At 39.0% G+C, this 19,853-nt stretch carries 21 protein-coding genes and 2 pseudogenes; 10 read left to right on the top strand and 13 right to left on the bottom strand.

The window, feature by feature from the left end; all coding sequences use genetic code 11:
* Window positions 1-257 precede the first annotated feature (257 nt).
* Both ACHWSC_RS25220 and ACHWSC_RS25215 read right to left on the bottom strand, forming a co-directional pair.
* Window positions 258-887 (bottom strand): response regulator, encoded by a 630-nt coding sequence (locus ACHWSC_RS25220; RefSeq protein ID WP_394678666.1) that lies wholly within the window; start codon window positions 885-887, stop codon window positions 258-260.
* A complete protein-coding gene (locus ACHWSC_RS25215) occupies window positions 880-2,883 on the bottom strand; it encodes an ATP-binding protein (RefSeq protein ID WP_394678665.1) in 2,004 nt (667 codons plus the stop codon). Before ACHWSC_RS25215 ends, ACHWSC_RS25220 begins: the two co-directional genes overlap by 8 nt.
* Window positions 2,884-3,106: 223 nt before the next feature.
* Here ACHWSC_RS25215 and ACHWSC_RS25210 point away from each other — a divergent pair, with 223 nt between their 5' ends.
* The 10 genes and pseudogenes from ACHWSC_RS25210 (at window position 3,107) to ACHWSC_RS25165 (ending at window position 9,673) form a co-directional block, all read left to right on the top strand.
* The gene (locus ACHWSC_RS25210) at window positions 3,107-3,649 is read left to right on the top strand and encodes a hypothetical protein (protein ID WP_394678664.1); all 543 of its coding nucleotides are present in this window, start codon (window positions 3,107-3,109) and stop codon (window positions 3,647-3,649) included.
* Window positions 3,650-3,654: 5 nt separating this feature from the next.
* On the top strand, window positions 3,655-4,278 hold the full coding sequence (locus ACHWSC_RS25205; RefSeq protein ID WP_394678663.1) for a carboxypeptidase-like regulatory domain-containing protein: 624 nt from the start codon (window positions 3,655-3,657) through the stop codon (window positions 4,276-4,278).
* Window positions 4,279-4,321: 43 nt separating this feature from the next.
* Window positions 4,322-5,089: a hypothetical protein gene (locus tag ACHWSC_RS25200; RefSeq protein WP_394678662.1), complete on the top strand. Its 768-nt coding sequence runs from the start codon at window positions 4,322-4,324 to the stop codon at window positions 5,087-5,089.
* 141 nt (window positions 5,090-5,230) lie between these two features.
* Window positions 5,231-5,907 (top strand): annotated as a pseudogene (locus tag ACHWSC_RS25195) (serine hydrolase domain-containing protein).
* 68 nt (window positions 5,908-5,975) lie between these two features.
* On the top strand, window positions 5,976-6,302 hold the full coding sequence (locus ACHWSC_RS25190; RefSeq protein WP_394678661.1) for a serine hydrolase: 327 nt from the start codon (window positions 5,976-5,978) through the stop codon (window positions 6,300-6,302).
* Window positions 6,303-6,312: 10 nt separating this feature from the next.
* On the top strand, window positions 6,313-6,498 hold the full coding sequence (locus ACHWSC_RS25185; protein ID WP_394678660.1) for a hypothetical protein: 186 nt from the start codon (window positions 6,313-6,315) through the stop codon (window positions 6,496-6,498).
* 19 nt (window positions 6,499-6,517) lie between these two features.
* Window positions 6,518-6,748, top strand: a complete 231-nt coding sequence (locus ACHWSC_RS25180; RefSeq protein ID WP_394678659.1) for a hypothetical protein — start codon at window positions 6,518-6,520, stop codon at window positions 6,746-6,748.
* A gap of 17 nt (window positions 6,749-6,765) precedes the next feature.
* Window positions 6,766-7,368: a DUF6624 domain-containing protein gene (locus tag ACHWSC_RS25175; RefSeq protein WP_394678658.1), complete on the top strand. Its 603-nt coding sequence runs from the start codon at window positions 6,766-6,768 to the stop codon at window positions 7,366-7,368.
* A gap of 127 nt (window positions 7,369-7,495) precedes the next feature.
* The gene (locus tag ACHWSC_RS25170) at window positions 7,496-8,437 is read left to right on the top strand and encodes an alpha/beta hydrolase (protein WP_394678657.1); all 942 of its coding nucleotides are present in this window, start codon (window positions 7,496-7,498) and stop codon (window positions 8,435-8,437) included.
* A 30-nt stretch (window positions 8,438-8,467) separates the two neighbouring features.
* A complete protein-coding gene (locus tag ACHWSC_RS25165; protein WP_394678656.1) occupies window positions 8,468-9,673 on the top strand; it encodes a serine hydrolase domain-containing protein in 1,206 nt (401 codons plus the stop codon).
* Window positions 9,674-9,809: 136 nt separating this feature from the next.
* Here ACHWSC_RS25165 and ACHWSC_RS25160 read toward each other — a convergent pair whose 3' ends face one another.
* The 11 genes and pseudogenes from ACHWSC_RS25160 to ACHWSC_RS25110 all read right to left on the bottom strand — a co-directional run bounded on the left by ACHWSC_RS25160 (window position 9,810) and on the right by ACHWSC_RS25110 (window position 19,852).
* Window positions 9,810-10,724 carry a site-specific integrase gene (locus ACHWSC_RS25160; protein ID WP_394678903.1) on the bottom strand — a complete coding sequence of 305 codons (915 nt, stop codon included), beginning with the start codon at window positions 10,722-10,724 and terminating at the stop codon, window positions 9,810-9,812.
* Window positions 10,725-10,973: 249 nt separating this feature from the next.
* Complete coding sequence (locus tag ACHWSC_RS25155) at window positions 10,974-11,450, bottom strand: DUF3872 domain-containing protein (protein ID WP_394678655.1); 477 nt, start codon at window positions 11,448-11,450, stop codon at window positions 10,974-10,976.
* Window positions 11,451-11,463: 13 nt separating this feature from the next.
* Window positions 11,464-12,021, bottom strand: coding sequence for a conjugal transfer protein TraO (locus ACHWSC_RS25150; protein WP_394678654.1), 558 nt, complete (start codon window positions 12,019-12,021; stop codon window positions 11,464-11,466).
* Between the two features lie 10 nt (window positions 12,022-12,031).
* Window positions 12,032-12,916, bottom strand: coding sequence for a conjugative transposon protein TraN (gene traN / locus ACHWSC_RS25145; protein WP_394678653.1), 885 nt, complete (start codon window positions 12,914-12,916; stop codon window positions 12,032-12,034).
* A 24-nt stretch (window positions 12,917-12,940) separates the two neighbouring features.
* Window positions 12,941-14,275: a conjugative transposon protein TraM gene (gene traM / locus ACHWSC_RS25140; RefSeq protein WP_394678652.1), complete on the bottom strand. Its 1,335-nt coding sequence runs from the start codon at window positions 14,273-14,275 to the stop codon at window positions 12,941-12,943.
* Complete coding sequence (locus ACHWSC_RS25135; RefSeq protein WP_394678651.1) at window positions 14,256-14,537, bottom strand: nitrogen regulatory IIA protein; 282 nt, start codon at window positions 14,535-14,537, stop codon at window positions 14,256-14,258. The genes traM and ACHWSC_RS25135 overlap by 20 nt, the downstream gene beginning before the upstream one ends.
* Before the next feature lie 54 nt (window positions 14,538-14,591).
* A complete protein-coding gene (gene traK, locus ACHWSC_RS25130) occupies window positions 14,592-15,215 on the bottom strand; it encodes a conjugative transposon protein TraK (RefSeq protein WP_394678650.1) in 624 nt (207 codons plus the stop codon).
* A gap of 2 nt (window positions 15,216-15,217) precedes the next feature.
* Complete coding sequence (traJ, locus tag ACHWSC_RS25125) at window positions 15,218-16,243, bottom strand: conjugative transposon protein TraJ (protein WP_394678649.1); 1,026 nt, start codon at window positions 16,241-16,243, stop codon at window positions 15,218-15,220.
* Between the two features lie 15 nt (window positions 16,244-16,258).
* On the bottom strand, window positions 16,259-16,891 hold the full coding sequence (locus ACHWSC_RS25120; protein ID WP_330937255.1) for a DUF4141 domain-containing protein: 633 nt from the start codon (window positions 16,889-16,891) through the stop codon (window positions 16,259-16,261).
* Between the two features lie 20 nt (window positions 16,892-16,911).
* Window positions 16,912-19,487: pseudogene (locus ACHWSC_RS25115) on the bottom strand (TraG family conjugative transposon ATPase).
* Between the two features lie 8 nt (window positions 19,488-19,495).
* Window positions 19,496-19,852 carry a DUF4133 domain-containing protein gene (locus tag ACHWSC_RS25110; protein ID WP_394678648.1) on the bottom strand — a complete coding sequence of 119 codons (357 nt, stop codon included), beginning with the start codon at window positions 19,850-19,852 and terminating at the stop codon, window positions 19,496-19,498.
* Window position 19,853 lies beyond the last annotated feature (1 nt).

Raw genomic sequence — 19,853 nt, 5'->3', positions numbered from 1 at the left:
ATCCTGCTTATAATGTATAAAAATTGTAAAAATCAAACTGGAATCTCATCTTCCATTTCAATAAACGCAGCTTTCATTCCTGCAAATCTATGTGATACCAAATCCATTTGTTATATTACGTTTTCTAACATCAAATCACCCATATACTTAATGCTAATCATATTTGACTGCATTTGAAACAAATAGTTTTTCCTGCTATTCCTCGGGTAAGAAATTAGTTTCTAAAAATAAAGATTAATGCAAAAAATAAAACAGGCCTACAAAACCTGTTGTTGAGTAGCTATCATAATTAGTTCCGCAACATTTTTGACCTCAAATTTTTGGAGCAAGTTCCTGCGATGCGTATCCACAGTGAGCGGGCTTAGAAAGAGTTCCTCCCCAATAATCATGCTGGTCTTTCCCTGAGCAAGAAGACCCAATATCTGTTTTTCGCGTTTGGTCAGCTGAGGGGTAATTCTTAACTGATTTTTTGTAGGGCGGCTCATGATCTCTATAACTTCTCTGCTGTAGCAGATGTTTCCTTTCATTGCCTGGGCTATGCAATGTCTTAATTCTTCGAGGGAACTGTTTTTTAATAGATAGCCGCTAGCTCCGTTTTGGATGGTCTGCATGATTATACTTCTTTCTGTATGGTTGCTCAGAATGAGTATGATTGTCTGTACCGATATTTTTTTTATCAATAAACAAAGATCCATTCCATTTATATCGGGCAGGGTTATATCAAGCAGGATCAAATCCGTAGGATTTATTTTTATGTATGAAATAAGATCATTTCCGGCGTAAAATTCGGTTACTATATCTAAATTGGCTTCATTCTGAAGGAATGTTTTCAGGCCAGCGATCACTATTGGATGATCGTCTACTATCACGGTATGTAATTTATCCATCCAGAGCGGTATTAAGTTCGATATTTATGGTCGTACCATCGTTTACAGAAGATAATATTTCAAGTTTTCCCTGTAAATATGCGATACGGTTTTTTAAATTTTCCAATCCCATCCCTTTATTTTGATCCAGTAAATTGAGATCAAAACCAATACCATCATCTTCAAAAGTAATAAAGATAGTATCCGCATTCTGACTGCACTGTACTAATATATTTTTTGCCTTCGCGTGTTTAATGGCATTGGAAAGCAATTCCTGAACAATGCGATAGATATTGAGCTGTACATTGAGTGGAATGTCCCCTTCAATATTAAAAGCTTCATAGTTAATGTTGAGGCTTTCCTGCATATGGAATTCGCAAAGGTCTTTCAGTGCAGTTTCCAGACCAAACTTTATTAGGGTTTCAGGTACCATATTTCTTGCAATCCGGCGCAGTTCACTCACGGAGGCATCCAACTGATTTATGATACGGCTCAGATCTTTATCGCCGGAAACTACCGGATTAGTGTTTGACCAACCAGAAAGCCCTATTTTCACACCGGCCAACATTCCGCCAAGACCGTCATGAAGATCCCTTGCAACCCTTTCCCTTTCCAGTTCTTCACCATCAAGCATTGCTTTAGTGACTTTAAGCTGCTGCTTTTGCTCCAGTTCCAAAAGCTGTTGTTTATAGTTTATTTCTTTTTGTTCCAGCAGTTTTCTTCTGTTGCGGGTATTAAGAAGAACGAGTGCGAGTGTAGCTAAGAGAAATAGACAACCAAGTCCCAGAACCCAGTTATATAGCCTTTCGTTTTTGGATGTCAACAAAGCCTGCCTGTTCTGTGCCTGAAGGGAAGCAATTTTCTGCTGATTCTGTGCCACCCTGTATTTGGTTTCGAGTTCATTAATCTTTAACGTCGTTTGGCTATTGTTGATACTATCATTTACATTGCGATATTTGTTGAGCCAGGTATACGCTGCTTTATAATCTTTTAAGCGCTCACTTGTTTTGGCAATCTCCAAGTATATTGTTGCCTTGTCGTTAATGTTCGCAATAAGTGTGCCTTCATTAACTATATTAAGCAAGATTCCACGGGCTTTTGCAAATTCCTTTTGCTCCGAATAAATATCATACCTTCGAAAGAAAAATTGCTGGTAAAGTTGTTTCTGATTATATTTTTTAGCCAGTGAGATACCCCGATTAATACTGGTAAGTGCATTGGCATATTGCTTTGTAATGGTATAGTAAAGGGCCTCGTTATAGTAATATAAAGTGTTATTCAACGATTCGGGAAAAGGCTGCAACATTTTATATGCTTTTTCCAATAACGGACTGGCCAATTCGATCTTATGATCGTAGCAATAGATACTTACGGCACTGAGATAGGCAAACAGAAGATCTGAAGAACTAGGACTTTCTTTTTCCAATAATTCAATTGCTTTTTGACTATATAACGCCGCCTTTTGCAACTGATAGTTATTCATGAAAATGGTAGAAAGCTGCGTATAATAATAGGCGACCACTTTGGGGTCTCCAGTTTTTTCGGCATTTGGAATTGCTTTGTCAAGGGTAATTTTTGTAATGTAATCATAACCTTTTTTATCTATGTTCATAAGGGCATAATTATACCATGCAGCTGCTCGCTTGGCATAGGCTTTCTTCGTCTGAAAACGGGCAAGTGCCTCTTCCGCTTGCTTAAAAGCAATGGACGCTTTTAGGTGATCCCAACTGAAATAATACTGCCCTTCGTAAAAATGTCCAAGGGCAGTATAATAGGGATTTTTTTGTGCATATTTTTTCCCAGCGGCCAGATAGGATCTACTTTTGAGGGTATCTTTCATCTTCCAGTATTCCACAAGCAGGAAACTGGCATCTGCCTTGGAACTATCCGCCATGTTTCGACGGAGGATATTTTGCAAACTATCCAGATAGTGTTTTTCGTTAAGGGGAATTTGCTGCTGTGCATGTATTTCAAATGATCCCAGTACAGCGAGTACAAATACTAATATCTTTCTCATTTTAGAAATACTATTATCCAGTTGATTACCGGGTTTATCTACCTGTAAATATCCGCTTTTAATTAATGCAATTTTAACACCCAATGAAAACCTGATAAAAAATACTGAAAAACCAGTAGAAAAAAAGCATCAAAACAGGGTATTTCAAAAAGCAGATGGTTGCCTTAGCTTTGAAGTACCATTTGGAAAATATTAAAGTATGAGAGAAATAAAGATGAAAAATATGGTAAGATCCAAAAAACTATGGACATGTTTGTTTACTGTAGTTATCTTACTGGCCTTTTCCGCTTGCTCTAAAGATGAGGATGGCGGTAATGATGTTTCTACGGATTATTACTTCAGGGCTGCCATTGATGGAAGAAAGGTAGATTTCCACACTGTTAATTTTCAGGGCGGTGGGAATGACAATCGATGGGAACACATTGTGGTGGGGGGGTATGAAACTTCTTATCCGGCTTCTGGACAGCCTATCCCACCTTCATTGGATTTCGAGATCTGGAAGCTTGGAAGTAATATCACGGAAGGCACGTATTCTACCCCAATAGAGGAAAAAATGATCGCTCGTTATGCGGTACAGACATCCGATGGGACATTACTTTATAATACATCCTTCGCAAATGACGTTTTTACCCTCAAGATAGAATCAATAGGTAAGCAGGGTATTAAAGGTACATTTTCGGGTACCGTACGTAACATGGCCGGTACAGCTATCAGTATTACTGATGGTTCATTCAATCTTCCTTATCAGACCATAATAAATCCATAAATAATATGCACTTAAACAAATCAGCATTGTTGCTCCTGATAGTCCTTTACGCAGTAATCCCTGCAAAGGCACAATATAAGGAGCCAGAGAAAAAGGATAAAATTGAAGCGATTTATCCGCAGATCCCTTTTGATTCATTGCAGGCGAAACAACAACTTACCAAAGGCACCTCCACCATCAAAGGAATAGCTTTTACCAAAGCGAAAAGTAAATGGGGACTCAAGGTGGGGCAACGCATATATGCCAATCAGATAAAGGTTACATTATTCCCCGTAACACCATATCTGGAGTCGTGGTATGCTTTGAGAAAGGAAAAAGAAAACCTGAGGAAAAGACGTTATGTCTATCTTTCCAAAGATGCCTACAGGTACAGGCTGGAAGCAATTACCAATAGTGATGGGGAATTTACGTTTCCCGATATGAAGCCTGGCAAATATTTCCTGCAAGGTTTTCTGGGCTATACACATAATGGGACCTATAATGAATATACCGGATCAGGGTATAACAATTATGGCGGACAGACAGACTACTATCAGCAAAAGAGTTATTCAGTTGACCATGAGGACAGGATTGAAGCATTTGTAGAGGTTAACCAGGATGGGGAAATTGTTAAGATAAAACTCAACTGAGTTTAATTTTTATTAAGGAAGTAATCTACCAAACGAAAATATTATGAAAACATATCAAACACCAATTCGCCTGATTGTATTTTTAATGTTATTTTCCGGCATAAAAGCCCACGCACAACTCGATGGATTGTTAAAAAAGGCAAAGGAAAAAGGCGGGGAAATTATTGAAAAAAAAGGTGGTGCGAAAAAAACAGGTTATCATATAAAAGATACTGGAAACTTTATAACAGGAGATTCGCTGATCTTTTCCGAAGATTTCTCAGGTACGAAAAACGGAGCACAAAGCAGGTTTAAAGGCACAGTTAATGTGGAAACGGTTCAGGGGAATAGCGGGAAGTGGCTGTCCTTACAGAATAAAACGACTTATAAATTCTCTAAAGCAATAATATACCCTAGGCAGTTTACCGTAGAATTTGATGTGCTCACAACAGGTGAGAAGATAAAGGATATTTCGCCGATGTCATTTGGTTTTGCCACAGACAACAGCGCAGGGGAATACACCAGCAATGCAGGCGCTTATGTAGAACTCCATTATTATGATGGTGACCAGGTAAATTTTGGCAATAGCAGCCCTAAAAAATTCATCAATACCACTTTTGACCTTTCTGCTTACCTAAACCGTCCGCTACATGTAGCTTTAGCGGTAGACGGGCAGCGGATAGCTGTATATCTGGACGGAAAAAAACTGCAGGACGCGGTCTTCTTTAATCCGTCCGTTGCCAAGAACTTTTATTTTACCGCTCCATGGACCTATGAGAATGGTGCAAAAGTGCTGATCAGCAATATTAAAATCTATGGATTTAAGAAATAACCGCTTTCCGGTCTGGCCTGTGATATAAGGATAAAATAGGATTCTGCGGTCAGAAAAGGTCAAAAATTATCATTATAACATTATATTCTGTAACCCATCGTATTCTTACTGCGTCTTATAACATAAACAACTTAGTCAAAAATGAAGAATTTTAGTGTATCATTACTCTTATGGATATTTGCCTTAAGCCCATTTGCCATTAAGGCTCAAAGTATTGAAAAAGCAGTCGATAGTTTAATCTCAAGAGATTTTAATGATAAAAACGTTCCCGGTGGTGTATTCATGAACGCACATCAAGGAAAGCCTGTTTATCAGAAGGCATTTGGAAAGGCAAATCTGGAACTTGGTGATGATATGTCGGTAGATAATGTATTCGAGCTCGGCTCCATGACCAAGCAGTTTACCGCGGTGGCCATATTGATGTTGGAACAGCAGGGCAAACTCAACGTTGGAGACCGTATTTCGAAATATATTCCGGATTACCCGAATGCAGATAAAATAAAATACACCATTTGTTAACCCATACTTCGGGGATCAGGGATTTTACAAAGATGAAATCTTTATCAGACATTGCGCAGAAAGAAATGACACCCAAAATGATGGTTGATTTCTTTAAGAATGAGCCTGTTGATTTTGCACCGGGTGAAAAGTTTGATTATAACAACTCAGGGTATGTTTTGCTGGGCTATCTGATTGAACTTGTTTCCGGCGAAAAATATGAAGATTATATTCGTATACATATTTTCGACAAAGCCGGAATGTCCCAGTCCTGTTATGCCAGTGACCGGAAAGTTATCAAAAATAGAGCTTATGGATAAAGAAGGAATATGGTTATGTCAATAAAACAGTAATCAGTTTCAGCGTTCCATTTTCATCCGGGTCGCTAATGTCGACTTTGTCCGATATGCTTAAATGGCAAAACGCACTGAACCAAAATCTTCTCCTTGATAGCATTGAAACGAAAAAAGCTTTCAGCAAGTATAAACTAAACAACGGCGATTATTTTACCTACGGTTACGGATGGCACATCAAGGACATTGATAAAGTATCAACACGTGAGCATGGCGGAAGTATATTCGGATTTAAGACGATGGCTGTTTACATACCAGGTGAAGATATTTACGTAGTAGGTTTTAGCAATTGTGACTGTAATTCGCCAACCCAAGTGGTAAGGGACATTGCCGAATTGACCTTAAAAACATTAAAACAATAGATATCTGCCTATGGGAATAATTCATGTTTTCATTTTTAGTCTGCTATCCAATTTTACAATGGCTCAAAATTTTGTAAGCGAAAAAGCCGAAATTGGAAAAGTTGTTCAACAGTTTAAAGAAAGTATCATCAAAAAAGATTCAGCAACCTTTTATAGTCTGTTCCATGAAAATCCCGTAAATGGATTGGTGTTCTAAAAAACAGGATCTAACAAAAATGACTGGCAAAAAATCCTGCGAATACCAAAAATTCCTCAATTATATACTAGGAAAAAGAAGTAAGGAAGAAAAATTTGAACATATTAAGATTGTACATGATGCTATTGGCAGTATTACTTTTGATTATTTATTCTGGGAAGGAAAGAAAATTAAGGATTGGGGAAATGAATATTGGTATCTTATAAAAGCGGAAGGCAAATGGAAAATCATGAGTGTTATTTTTTCTTGAGAGATTGCTGATTTTTTATGAAAGCAGGAAAAACAATAGGTAAGAAAATTAAAAGTATGAAAGATAAATTCTCTGAAGAATTGGTACAACTGGCAGAAAATGATTTGCTGATGAGGGAAAAGTTATTGGCCATAAATAAACTTTCTGACGGATATAATCCTGAAATGGAAAAAGTGCATAAAGAAAATGCCCAACGTCTAAAAGAAATAATTAAGGAAATTGGTTTTCCAACCATCTCAACAGTTGGGGAAAAGGCAAGTGATGCTGCCTGGCTTATTGTTCAACATTCGATAGCAGAGCCCGAATTTATGAAAAGTTCTTACAAACTAATGCTGGAAAATTCGGCTGATGTTAATTTGAAGCATCTTGCATTTTTATTTGACAGGATTCAGTTTTTTCAAGGGAAACCACAGAAATTTGGAACTCAGCTTAATTCTGATGGCACAATTTATCCGGTTATCAATAAAAACGAAATCAACGGGCTAAGAAAAAAAAATCACCTGCCAGAACTTACGCAAGAAAAGATTGACAGTATCCTGCCCATCGAAAGTATTGAATTCATTGAAAATCAAAATGCTGAATATATTATATGGCGAAAAAAAGTTGGATGGAAAAAATAAAAAAGATACCCTAGAAAATACACTGATGTAATAAAAACCCAAACCAAAATGTCTTAATATAAAAACAATGAAAAGAATTCTTAAATGGGCAAAACGAATAGCTTTGGCATTAATCTCCTTTGTGATATTGTTACTCATTGCAGGATTTATCTTCGAAAGGAAATCCCGACATGATGCCGAAAAGATTAATCCCGACGGAAACTTTGCAGTGGTTGAAAATCATCGCCTGCATTATCACAAAAAAGGAAACGGCGCACCTACCGTTGTTTTTGAAACCGCATTTGACCCGGCAGGACACCTACAGTGGTACAATATCCAAAAAGAATTACCAGTTTCTTATACAAGTATTTCCTATGACAGGGCAGGAATTTTGTGGAGTGAAAGAGGAAAAAATCCAAAGTCGGGAGTAAAAATGGCGGAAGAATTACATCTTTTGCTGGAAAAAGCGGGATTGCCTAAACCTTATATTCTAGTTGGGCATTCATTTGGCGGAACGCTTGTCCGGTTTTTCGTCGACAAATATCCTAAAGTTGTTGGAGTTGTAATATTTGTGGACAGCCAATGCCCTGATGATGAAAAATATCTTTCGCCGGAACTTTTCAAAATGGCAAATCAGGGACTGCCAAGTGGTTTTCTAAAATTTGCGAATACTTTCGGACTTGCCAGATTGATGTTCAAAGGAATGTTTCCCAGCGGTAAAGAATATGAATATCAAATTTCAATAATGCCCGCTCTGCTTTATAAAAGTGCCGATGCTGTGTTAGAGGAGCAGGATCAGATGGGCTCGATAAAAATAGAGGCATCTAAAATAAAATCTTTTGGCACTATTCCTCTTGTTATATTGACAGCAGGAGATGTCAAGCGCTATAATTCTGTTATAAAAGAAAAAAAATTAAAAATGGAAATGATAAATGCCTGGAATAAAATGCAAAAAGATTTTTTGTTACTGTCAACAGACAGCAAACAAATTTTAGTACCGAACAGTGGTCATTATATCAATCAGGAACAGCCAAAAGCTATTGAAAACGCAATCAACGATATGGTGATTAAAATATCAAATCCAAAATAACATGATTCGTAATATTAGAAGTAATTAACAATGCAATTAAAATTAGTAACAGTAGTTGTATGTATTTTGATCTGGGCAAATAACCTATTTGCACAAAATAAGGACGTGAATGTTTCCTTTCAGATCGATAGTATCCTTCACCAAAAGATTACTGAGAGCGGTATCGTTGGCCTGAGCGCTGCAATCATTGTAGACAAGCAAGTTGTCTGGAAAAAAGGGTTTGGTTTTGCCGATAGAGAAAACAATAAACCTTTTACTACTTCGACGATAATGAACATTGCTTCCATTACTAAAACAGTGACGGGGGCTTGCCTGATGAAAGCTGTAGAACAAGGCAAGGTTTCACTTGATGAAGATATCAACAGGTATCTGCCATTTAAGATCGTGAATCCATATTTTCCGCAGGATCGTGTAACACTGCGTCACCTTGCAACCCATACTTCGGGCTTAACAGATCGGTATCCGTTTTATACGGATAGTCTTTACATTAATGGGAAAGACTCCCCGGAGTCTTTGGGCGATTTTCTTAGGAATTATTTCGTGGCAGGGGGCAAGTATTATTCAAAAGAGAATTTTCTGGATCATAAGGCGGGTACTTTCCGCGAATATTCAAATATAGGTACGGCACTCGCTGGCTTTATTGTGGAACAGCGCACCGGACAGAAATTGAACGAATACAGTAAACGTTACATATTCAAGCCATTAAAAATGAATCATACAGGCTGGTTTTTATCAGACATCAACCTCAAAAAACATGCGAAGCTATATGTGAAAGATGATGTTGGTGTCAAGAACATCGAGCTATATGGGTTGACGACCTATCCTGATGGTGGTGTACACACCTCAGTAGATGATCTGTGCAAGTTTTTTATAGCTCTGCTGAATAATGGAAAGTATAGAAATATTAGAATCCTGAAAGAAGAAACTGTCGGGCAGATGTTGGCCTTTCAATTTAATGAAAAGAACAAGCCGGAAAACATCGACCCCAAAGACCTTAATTCAGGTATATTTTGGGCTACAAAGATGGGCGGAAAACGAATTGGGCATAATGGCAGCGACCCGGGTGTTAGGACATTTATGCTTTCAGATCTAGATAAAAAAGTGGCTGTAATTATGTTCTCAAATACATCCCTCACAGAAAAAGAAGAGGCTAAGTTTTTTAATATCTATAATGAACTTTATAAATACGGACAGAGAATCAAGTGGGATAAAGATTCTATCTTACTTGGAAAGTAGATGAATATGAAAATTTTCAGGAGAAATCATGCGAATGTTATCAGAAAGCGAGAAAATCAATTGCTTCTCTGACTTAAAAAAGAAAATAAAAAAGCAAAAGCAGGACCTATATAAACCTGCTTTGTTTTTGTGAAATCTATATCACTTCCAAAAAGGCGCTTTCCATTGCTTTGAATTTATCTGACACCATATCCATATCCTTACTGATTTTTTGACTGGTAATCTTGGCATAAATCTGTGTGGTGGAAATGTTTTTATGCCCCATCATTTTGCTAAGACTTTCAAGTGGTACACCCTCTGTTAAAAACATAGTAGCGAATGTGTGACGTGCAGTATGGAAGGTTATCTTCTGTTCGGTAATGATTTCTACTTCTTCTATTAATTTCTTTACGTGGTTATTGCATGTTGCGTTCGAGGGTACAGGAAATACGTGATCGTTACGGGTAAATCCCCTATATTTTTCAATGATACGTTTGGGTATTTCCAATAACCGGACGTTGGAAGCTACATCCGATTTTTTTCTTCTGCTAATGATCCATTGATGACCATCAAAGAATGACTGTATGTTGCTCCATTTTAACTTTTGGATATCTATATAGGATAGCCCCGTAAAACAACTGAAAATGAAGAGGTCTTTTACGAATTCATATTTAGGTTTCGACGGCTTTAAACGCATTAACTTCTCTACATCCTCTTTTAGAAGATAGCTACGATCGGTTTCCTGCATACTGATTTCATAATCCTCAAAAGGATTTTGACGTATCAGCCCTTTTTTAATAGCCAGATCTGCTAGAGCAATTACCGGCATTGTATAATCCCAAACTGTATTGTGCGTGCATTCCTTGTCTATACGCAGAAAAAAGTCGAACTCCCGGATAAAATCAGATGTAAGTTCCCTAAAGGCCAAATCATCTCTGTGATACCTTTCACGGATGAATTCACATAGATGATTGAAAACGGTCTTGTATTTATTGTAGGTATTTTGAGAACGCTTGCCTTTACTGACGATTCTTTCAAAATCCTCATTTTGGTCCTTGAATACTTTGAGGATGTCAGCGTCAGCAATAAAATAAGTTTCCGTATAGTGTAATTTATGGTCTATCGTATGGTCAATTTAATCTTTTTACCCTAATAATGAAATAATAATGTACAAATCACATTTAATTTGCCCCGAACTTAATGGCCAAACTATTAATTGTAACAAGAAAGGACAGCCTATTGGCTGTCCTAACAAGCATGCTTCCACTCTGGTAGTGTATGGTTTCTGCTTTACAAATATCACAAAATTTATGAAAACAAATTATCTAACTGGCCCAATAATGATCGGACCTAGCTTTTTGTTATTGAATTGAAAAGAAATTTGCTTTTCATTACCAAAACTATCAACTATCCAGACGTCAAATTGTTGTGAAACTAAAGATTCTGATGTATAATACAGACGAAATTCTTTTTCCGCCAATGGATACAAATCGTTTGGCAAATAAGGTTTATATCCCGCATAATTTAAACTACCTTGGCCATCATTTTGAAAATATCTTAGCCTGTACGTATTACCTGTGAAGTTTCCAGAGGAAATTATGGAAAACCGTATTTCCACACTTTCACCAATCCCGATCTCCTTTGGAACAGGCATCACCTTCACTTCAAAAGGAAAAACCTCCTGCACATCCAAAACCTCTTTCTCACAGCCGGAAAGTAATGCAATTCCCAGAATTGCAATAAAGCCTAAAAAAACCGATCCTATCGACATTTTCATAGTATTAAATATATTTTTCATAATTCTCTGATTTTCAAAAATTAAAACGTAAACCGATACCCGTTGATGGTCTAAATTTCTCTAGATCGGTCCCCCATAAGATTCTGATCCGACTTTGCACCATAAAAACGACCCGGTCTGAAATATAGGTCTCCAACGACAACCTTCCTCCAGTACCAAAAACAAATCCATTTTGGTTTTTCAGAACTCCGCCGTCAAAAAGGATACTATCTCCCCTATTCACAGATTCGTAGCCAGCGATACCCGTTAAGGCCCCGTTTAAGATTATAAACTTTTTTGAATCGGAAAGAAGCTTTATACTATAGCCAACCTCTCCAAAGTAGTTTTCTAAAGGGATTTCCCAATTTTTATAGTCTACAGCTTTCTTTTGATATTCAAGCCCCCAGATCCAGTAGTTTCCGTGCTTTGCAAAACTGTTCAATGTCAGATTGATATAGAAATTTTTGCCGACTTTATCAGTATTTAGAAGCCCTGTATTCATTTCCAACGATTTCTGTTTATACACCATGCGCTGCGCACACAATGGACTGCTCATAATGGCTAGTACTAAAAAGATGATATACTGTTTCATGATTCTTTGTTTATTGACTAACCTTGATATTCATCTCAGATACGGGCTTAGCGGCAACCAAGTCCGAATTCTCAACCTCCAGCACCTGGTTTCTTGCTCCATTCCTTTCAAAAATTTCAATCCGGAGTACCTGCTCATCGGTGATTGTAAACTGATCAAGAAGTATCACATTGCCAGCGATCGAATTATCTGAGATTACATCAAGACCTGGATACTGCCTTAAAGGAACTAATTGTTTTTCCTGAGAAACCGTTCTTTTTGCAATCCGCTTATCCTCTATTTTGTAGGTACAAAAGTCCACGACAAAAGGTACGTTTGATCTATTTTTAACTTCCACATGGAAGTAAAGCTTACCGTTATGGACATAGATACCTTTAAGAACCGACTGAATTCCATACGATCTGGACGCGATATGTCGCACATATCTTTTATTCTGCTGATATATGGTTTTTAGCGCAACTTCTGTTAAAGATGGTGGATTAAAACCTAGCTCCTCAAACTGAACGTTTCTTCCTTCCTCACGGTCAGCATCATTTTTCATTTTCTTTAAATCGTAGCTCAGCGTATATGGATCAGCATTATAAATAACATTAAAGCTATAAAATTGGCCATCCTCCGTAATTACAGTAAAGTTGCTTTCCTCCGCAAAATCCTTAACTGCTGCCTTTATACGCAGGACGTTCTGTGCATCCTCAGCCTTTTCCGCAATCAGATAATTCGATCCCAGGTCTGTGTACCTGATCGCTACCGGAAAAATAAGGTGGCAGGTTTTATTATAGGTAACTTCGAGCCTATAAGGTTCGACTCTTCCCGCTTCAAGCGACTGTTGTCCAAAGGTCTTGATGAACAGCCCCACAAAAAGTAGGATCATAAGTATATTTTTGATTGATATCATAATATGATTATTATTGTTGTTATATTACTTTTTTGTCAAAAGCAGTACCGGATGCCCAGCTCTCACCGTTACCTTAACAGCTCTCAGCTTCTTAGAAAAAAAGCCAGAAACTCCCTGTATCAGGCCCCGACTCATATCACCGACAACCTGCTGGCCCGCAGAACGTGACATCGAAATATTCATTCCTGAACTCTGGCTCATGTTAGCCGCGATTTCTCCTGCGGCATTGATCTCATCTGTTCGTGGGACAAGTAAACCGAGCTGACCGTCCGTGCCGTAAACAAGGATTTCAACCGGAATTATATTTCCAGATACTTCAACTGCGCTAATCTTTAGCTGCAACCTGTTTCCCTGAAATTTGGTATCTGCAACGAGTTCTGTTCCTTTGGGAACATGATGTCCACCGATGGTTGCATTTTCGGATAGCCTCAACTTTAGTGATCCATCGCCTGATATTGTTTTTGTTTCCATCACCATTGCATGTATACTGTTGCTGACAATATCGCTTTGGGCAACCTGTCCGGGCGTTATAAACCCCATGTTACGCTCTGTGGTTCCATTTAAAATCTCCGATGCGTCCTCTTCCCGATAGAGGGCTGAGACCACACTCTTTTTGTCTGCCTTCAAACTTTCGGTTTTCCCTTTTTTGCCTGGTAAAGCAGTTGTTTTAACTGTAGTTGAATCCATATTCTGACTAACATTGACCGTAGGGCTTACGGGGCCCGCATTTGCTGACGGAAGATAGCGCGAAGCCATTTCGTATGATTTTTCCATTAATGCGAGCTGATCCTTATAGGTAGGTGCCTGCGGTACATCTTTTTCTGAAAGCCTATCTTTGAGTTCATCTACCTGTTTGCGCAGCGCCAATTTCTCACGGTCATCATCCCTGTAAAAAGAGCCCAGAGTTTGCTGAGCATTCTGATAACTGCTCAAGGAACTATTGTGTCCACTGCCGATCCCATATCCCCCAGAGTTTCCTGCTATAACCTTCGAAACTGGAGCTTCAACGTTAACCGATGTGTCTGCACCACTCCAATAATCTGACAAAGACATCAGTGAATTACGCTTTGCCGCTTCCCTTTCCTCAACCATCTCTTTTTCATATGCTTTTTGTTTATCGGCCTGCAGTCCTTTATCCGTGGCCTCGGGCACAGCATTTTTTAACCCTCTGTCTTTATTTTCCTCACCACTATTTTTAGGCTTAAATATTAAGTAAAGACAGGCGATGAAAACGATGGCCATCAGGCCAAAGATGATGGGCTTTTTAAGCTTATCATTTTTTGAGGAACTGCTTTGCGAATTTTCTGTAGAATCTTCATCCACAATTAAGCTGATCCTCTTATTCTCTTTCTCTTTCATTGTGTATAGTTTTAGGATTTCTAGCAGAATCTTTCAAAGAAGATTCATTATGAATTACTGCGGGCACCTCGATATGGCTTATATCTATTTTATCCCCTTTTACCAGATCATAAAATACCTTGACCAGTACTCCTACGCCCATAAGCAGGTAGAATGCGAATAAATAAAGTACATATCTGATCTGTTTGCGCACGGGTAAATTCCGCCATCTCAGATCGAGCTTCTCAAGCTCATTATCAATTGTTGTTCTAATATTTTTCATTTTCTAAATTTTGAACCATAACACCTCCCCATTTATGGAGAGAACTAATTTTCTCTACCGCTCTATCACTTCCTTATCCTTATTGGAAAGGACTGAAAACTTTAAAATCTGGAAGCCCTGTGGATTGCTGTCTGACCGGACACTGTTGAGGAGATTGCATGATGTAATAAGGCTCCTTCGTGTGAGATTACTGGACCGGATGATAAACTGCTTGGCGTAAGTGGTCACAGAATAAGGATAAGTATTAAAATCACAGACCACACTGTCCACTTCAACTCTTTGCTGAATGTTCCCGGAAATGATCCTGTTATAATACCCCTTTTCAGATAGGTCACGGTAATAATCAAAAGCACTTTTATCCGCCAGATCGAATGCCCGTTTCATATTGCTTTCAATCGCAGCTTTATCTGGTGCTAGCGTAAAAAAAAGCTCATGGAACCTCCTGACATGCTCACGTGCCTCAACGGGGCGATTTATGCTTGCATCTTGTGACAGCGCCAGCATCAGCGATTTTCCTTGATCAAGAACATATATTTTCTCCCGTTGTACCGATGCAAAGGAATACGATTTCCAAACCGCAAATGCTGTGATACTCAGGCACAATACTGCAAAGACAATTGCGTAAAGCCGAATCTGTTTGAAACTATTTTCAATGTTTCTTAGCGTTCTGAATTCCATAATCAATTGCTTTTTTGTCCTTGTCCATTACTTTTATTATCCAGCAGCTGACCTCCAATATTTCCCACTGCTGCCCCAGCCGCAGCAGCACCAACATTTCCTGTGCGCATAGCCGCCTGACTTACGTTACGGGTAAAGTTTCCCGCACCGCCAGCCTGAATAATCCAACTGGTAACAGTTGGAATGGTAAAGTATCCAACAATTCCTATGATCATAAAAATCAGGTAAACACTATTCTCGGGATCTGGAACAAATGAGGGATCACTTAATAGTTCTATATCCCGCTGTACACTCATCGCGTTTATTTTCGCAAGCATGGCACTGAAAAGATCGGCCACAGGAAGCCACAGATAAACACTTATGTATCTGCTGAGCCACTGGGTAAGAGTGCTCTGAAATCCATCCCAGACAGATATGGCAAATGCAATCGGCCCCAGTATCGAAAGAACGATTAAAAAGAAAGTCCGTATCGTATCAACCACCAGAGCCGCAGCCTGAAAAAGCAGTTCTAGGATTTCCCTTAATTCCTTTTTGATTTCCTGCTTGATATTGTAGACTGCCTGATCCCTATACATACTGACCATCGTTGCGATATCATCAAATGACCATCCCAGATCATCAAGCTTTTTGTCAAACTCCTCGTCTGATACCAAATAAGCTGTTGCAGGATTGCGTAGCATCGCTTCCTTTTCCAGTACATCTTTTTGCTTTTGCAAGGTATTGAGATCAAGTACCTGTCCTTCCAACATTGAATGAGTTCCCTTAACAATTGGACTTAGTACTCCGTTAATTGTCCCTAGTACGATTGTAGGGAAAAACATAATGCACATGCCTATCGCAAATGGTCTTAACAGTGGAAAAACATCAATTGGCTCTGCCCTACTTAATGCCTGCCAAACCTTTAACGCCACATAGAACAGTGCGCCCAGACCCGCCACGCCTTTTGCTACAACAGCCATCGTTTCAGAAAGGGGCATCATTTCATCATAGAGGCCTCTTAGGATCTCATGTAAGTTGTTAAATTCCATAACTGTGAGAATTTGTTACCAATATTTTTGATTAGCTGTGCCATATAAGTCCATGACGCGTTTCGTGTCATTCTGCTTTTTAGCTCGTAGGATGCTCACAGAGATATTTTTATTGGTGTAATATCTTACAAGGCTATGGTATTCTTTAACCTCTTTATACACTCGGTCAATAATCTCCATACGCTCCTTATCATTCAGTGATAAGCTGCTCGAACTAACAATCTGCTTAAGTTCTTTCAGCAATTCAGTACTCTCGTTAAGCAACGCGGAATAACCGTTTCCTATCGCTACCAGCTCGGCAGTAGAAAAATTCTTATCATTCAGCATTTTTCCAAAATTGTTGACGTATAAGTTGCTTACGTCCCCGACCAGTAAAACGGTCTGCTGAACTTTTCTTGCATCTTTAACCAGGTTATTGACTGCCTTCAGCTTGTCGTAGTACTCTTTTCCCTGTTCATAAACTTTCTTAACTTCATTGAAGTTCTTGACCACATTGCTTACTGTACTTGAGGTTTGTACTATTTCATTGGCGGAGTTCAAAATCCCCGAAGCCAGGTTGGTTGGATCAGTAACTACCCATTGCGCATTTGCCTTTTGTGTGATGACAAGTGATAATGCCATCAGCACTGTCATTAATAAATTTTTCATTTTTTTATTTTTAGGATTATTTAATTTTTTGCATTGTCTGTGGCCGAAAGCCCTTTAATTTTCCGAAGCGAAATCTTTTTGATGGCTGCTTCCACATCGCCGCCCATTTCGTGGGCTAGATCCATCACTTCCATTTTCTCCGATTCCTCCGTGGTGTATGCCAGATACTCCTGCTCGCTCACTTCTGTCGCGTAGACCGCCGAATGCGTTCCTCCAAGTCCGATCCATACTTCCTTATATTTGCGCTTTGGATCATTGTCCTGATTGATCGAAAGTATCTGTGATTTCTCCCGTTCAGTCAGTCCGAGCATTTTTTGGATGTCGTCAAATTTGTTGGCGTATTTCCGCTGGTCGAGTAAAATCTTGCAGTCACTATTATTGATGATAGTTTCCTTTACAATCGGAGACTGTATAATATCGTCCACCTCTTGTGTGACTACAATTGCTTCACCGAAAAACTTTCTTACCGTCTTAAAAAGATACTTTATGTACTCTGCCATTCCTTCTTTCGCTATGGCCTTCCACGCCTCTTCTATCAAAATAATCTTACGGATACCTTTTAACCGGCGCATCTTATTGATAAATACCTCCATGATGATAATCGTTACCACCGGAAACAGTATTTTATGGTCCTTTATCGCATCAATTTCAAATACGATAAATCGTTTGTTCAAAAGATCAAGCTCCTTATCGGAATTAAGTAAATAGTCATATTCTCCACCTTTGTAATATGGTTCCAGCACATTTAAAAAGTTAGCCAGATCAAAATCTTTTTCCCTCACCTCTTTCGCTTGTAGCACCTTTTTATAATCAATTTTGACGTATTCATAGAATCCATTGAAGCAAGGCGTTTCGCTATTATTTTTGATCCGTTCGATATATCCGGAAACAGCGTTCGACAAGGCTACTTCTTCACTTCGTTTTGGGGCTTCATCGTCTCGCTTCCATAAGGTGAGGATCAAAGTCTTGATGCTCTCCCTTTTCTCAATATCAAACACATTATCGTCCGTGAAGAAGGGATTGAATGAAATCGGATTTTCTTCCGTATATGTGAAATACACGCCATCTTTTCCTTTTGTCTTACCTTTTATGAGCTCGCATAATCCCTGATATGAATTACCCGTATCTACTAATAGTACATGAGTTCCTTGCTCATAATACTGTCTCACCATATGATTGGTGAAGAATGATTTTCCACTTCCATTTTTTGGGTGGGCTGGCGGGCTATTCAATTAAGAATAACCCGCCAACCCCCAGATGGCCCTAGAATGAAACGGTTTCTATTAGTGATAATCCCCTTTTTCATCGGCAAATCACTGAGGTCTACGTGTACTGGTTTCCCTGTCAGCCTATCTGCAAGCTTAATCCCAAATGGCGACAGCGAATCCTGATAATTTGTCTCTTGCGTAAAAAAACATAACGCTGGTTCGATGAAGGTATAAAAGGATTCTTCGGCGGGGAAATCACCTGCATTGCCAGGAATACCCGCCCAAAATAAAGTGGCCGCATCAACCGTATTATGTCGGGGCTTACATTCCATGAGAGCTAGCGCACTTCCGACATCATTTTTCAGGTTTCGAAGTTCCTCGCGGTCTTCACTCCATGCAAATACATTATAATGTGCCCTAATCGAGGGTGAACCGTGAGAATGTGCTTCATTAAGATAACGATCGATCCATTCTTTGTTTATCTGGTTTGCCCTGCTATAGCGTGCCAGAGAGTGCATATTCCTGGCAGACTTCTCAAATTTCTTTAGGTTTTCTGAACTGTTATCAATAAACAAATACTGATTATAGATATGGTCACAGTTCAGCATCAGTCCAACAGGGCTTGCAAAGGACAGCATACAATCACTTCGATCTGTGGAAAGCCTGTCATAACGGCTACAGTCAGATACGGTTCCGGGAAGGTCATCAGTATTTGATAAGGTATGGAGTACCGTCTTTTTGCTACCGATCCTAAGTTCTTCTGCTCCTAATGCTATATCCTGCAAAACAGGATTATTCTCGCGGGACAGCGTAAAATACTGTTCCAAAATTCCTGTCTGCCCATCAGCCCCCAAAATTTCGCCTTCACCGATCTGATCCATTTTTACATGACCGCTGTCATTAATAATCCGCTGAAACTGGCTGACCGATTCCAGAAAACGTCTCATTCCTTCCTTATCCCGTATTTCCTTAGGCACAAGATTACCCTTGCACAAACTACTGAAATTGCTCTGCGACTGCATCCGTGACTTTGTCGTTTTTGTCAGGAAAACGTAGCAATAATGGTTTAAAAAGGGACGTTCATTAAAATGGAGCTGGAAGGAGCGTGACAAAAAACTGTGTTCATTTTTTTCTAGATCTGGTTGATATTGCTCTTTGAGGTACCAGTCCTGCTTGTGCAGGATACTATAATCAGGTAAAGTTTTGATCGCTTTACACCAAGAAGAATGAATGGATTCATACACATCCGTGCCTACCGTGAAAATTTCAGGTAGCCTTACACGGAAGCACACAGTAAGATCTCCTTCCTTCGATATGATGCAATTATTCTCGATTGCAAGAAGGGGGAAACGGCTTTCTAAAGTTGTAGTTTTAGAGATATTTCTCATGATAGCGTTTAAGATTTAGCGTTAAAATTTTGATTTTGCTCACCTTTCGCTGCTGGATGATTAAGGAAAGATTGCACTGGTTTACGGCTGATGATAAATTGTGGGTGTTTTCTCTTCGCACCTAGCTTCATCAGACCATGTTCACCGTACTTGTTGTTCAGGCTGAAAGTTTTCCAAACGATCAGCGATGCGCAGATGCTGCCCACTGTAAGGCAGAGGTACATATTTACGTTGGCCATGTAAAGCACCATGACAAGGATCAGCACCAATAATAATCCTCCGGCAAATCCGAAGAGATACTGCGCTTTCAATCCTTTAAATTCAACAGTGCAGCCGATCCCCTTATTGATATTAAAGGTTTTCATG

Origin of the sequence: uncultured Sphingobacterium sp. (genome assembly GCF_964277905.1) — a bacterium.
Classification (GTDB): domain Bacteria; phylum Bacteroidota; class Bacteroidia; order Sphingobacteriales; family Sphingobacteriaceae; genus Sphingobacterium; species Sphingobacterium siyangense.
Note: the sequence above shows the minus strand (reverse complement) of the source record. Positions and strands in the feature narration are given on the sequence as shown.

Coding starts and splice junctions, on each gene's coding strand:
- ACHWSC_RS25220 (WP_394678666.1), bottom strand. CDS start 887: ATGGATAAATTACATACCGTGATAGTAGACGATCATCCAATAGTGATC.
- ACHWSC_RS25215 (WP_394678665.1), bottom strand. CDS start 2,883: ATGAGAAAGATATTAGTATTTGTACTCGCTGTACTGGGATCATTTGAA.
- ACHWSC_RS25210 (WP_394678664.1), top strand. CDS start 3,107: ATGGTAAGATCCAAAAAACTATGGACATGTTTGTTTACTGTAGTTATC.
- ACHWSC_RS25205 (WP_394678663.1), top strand. CDS start 3,655: ATGCACTTAAACAAATCAGCATTGTTGCTCCTGATAGTCCTTTACGCA.
- ACHWSC_RS25200 (WP_394678662.1), top strand. CDS start 4,322: ATGAAAACATATCAAACACCAATTCGCCTGATTGTATTTTTAATGTTA.
- ACHWSC_RS25190 (WP_394678661.1), top strand. CDS start 5,976: ATGTCGACTTTGTCCGATATGCTTAAATGGCAAAACGCACTGAACCAA.
- ACHWSC_RS25185 (WP_394678660.1), top strand. CDS start 6,313: ATGGGAATAATTCATGTTTTCATTTTTAGTCTGCTATCCAATTTTACA.
- ACHWSC_RS25180 (WP_394678659.1), top strand. CDS start 6,518: ATGACTGGCAAAAAATCCTGCGAATACCAAAAATTCCTCAATTATATA.
- ACHWSC_RS25175 (WP_394678658.1), top strand. CDS start 6,766: ATGAAAGCAGGAAAAACAATAGGTAAGAAAATTAAAAGTATGAAAGAT.
- ACHWSC_RS25165 (WP_394678656.1), top strand. CDS start 8,468: ATGCAATTAAAATTAGTAACAGTAGTTGTATGTATTTTGATCTGGGCA.
- ACHWSC_RS25155 (WP_394678655.1), bottom strand. CDS start 11,450: ATGAAAAATATATTTAATACTATGAAAATGTCGATAGGATCGGTTTTT.
- ACHWSC_RS25150 (WP_394678654.1), bottom strand. CDS start 12,021: ATGAAACAGTATATCATCTTTTTAGTACTAGCCATTATGAGCAGTCCA.
- traN (WP_394678653.1), bottom strand. CDS start 12,916: ATGATATCAATCAAAAATATACTTATGATCCTACTTTTTGTGGGGCTG.
- traM (WP_394678652.1), bottom strand. CDS start 14,275: ATGAAAGAGAAAGAGAATAAGAGGATCAGCTTAATTGTGGATGAAGAT.
- ACHWSC_RS25135 (WP_394678651.1), bottom strand. CDS start 14,537: ATGAAAAATATTAGAACAACAATTGATAATGAGCTTGAGAAGCTCGAT.
- traK (WP_394678650.1), bottom strand. CDS start 15,215: ATGGAATTCAGAACGCTAAGAAACATTGAAAATAGTTTCAAACAGATT.
- traJ (WP_394678649.1), bottom strand. CDS start 16,243: ATGGAATTTAACAACTTACATGAGATCCTAAGAGGCCTCTATGATGAA.
- ACHWSC_RS25120 (WP_330937255.1), bottom strand. CDS start 16,891: ATGAAAAATTTATTAATGACAGTGCTGATGGCATTATCACTTGTCATC.
- ACHWSC_RS25110 (WP_394678648.1), bottom strand. CDS start 19,852: ATGAAAACCTTTAATATCAATAAGGGGATCGGCTGCACTGTTGAATTT.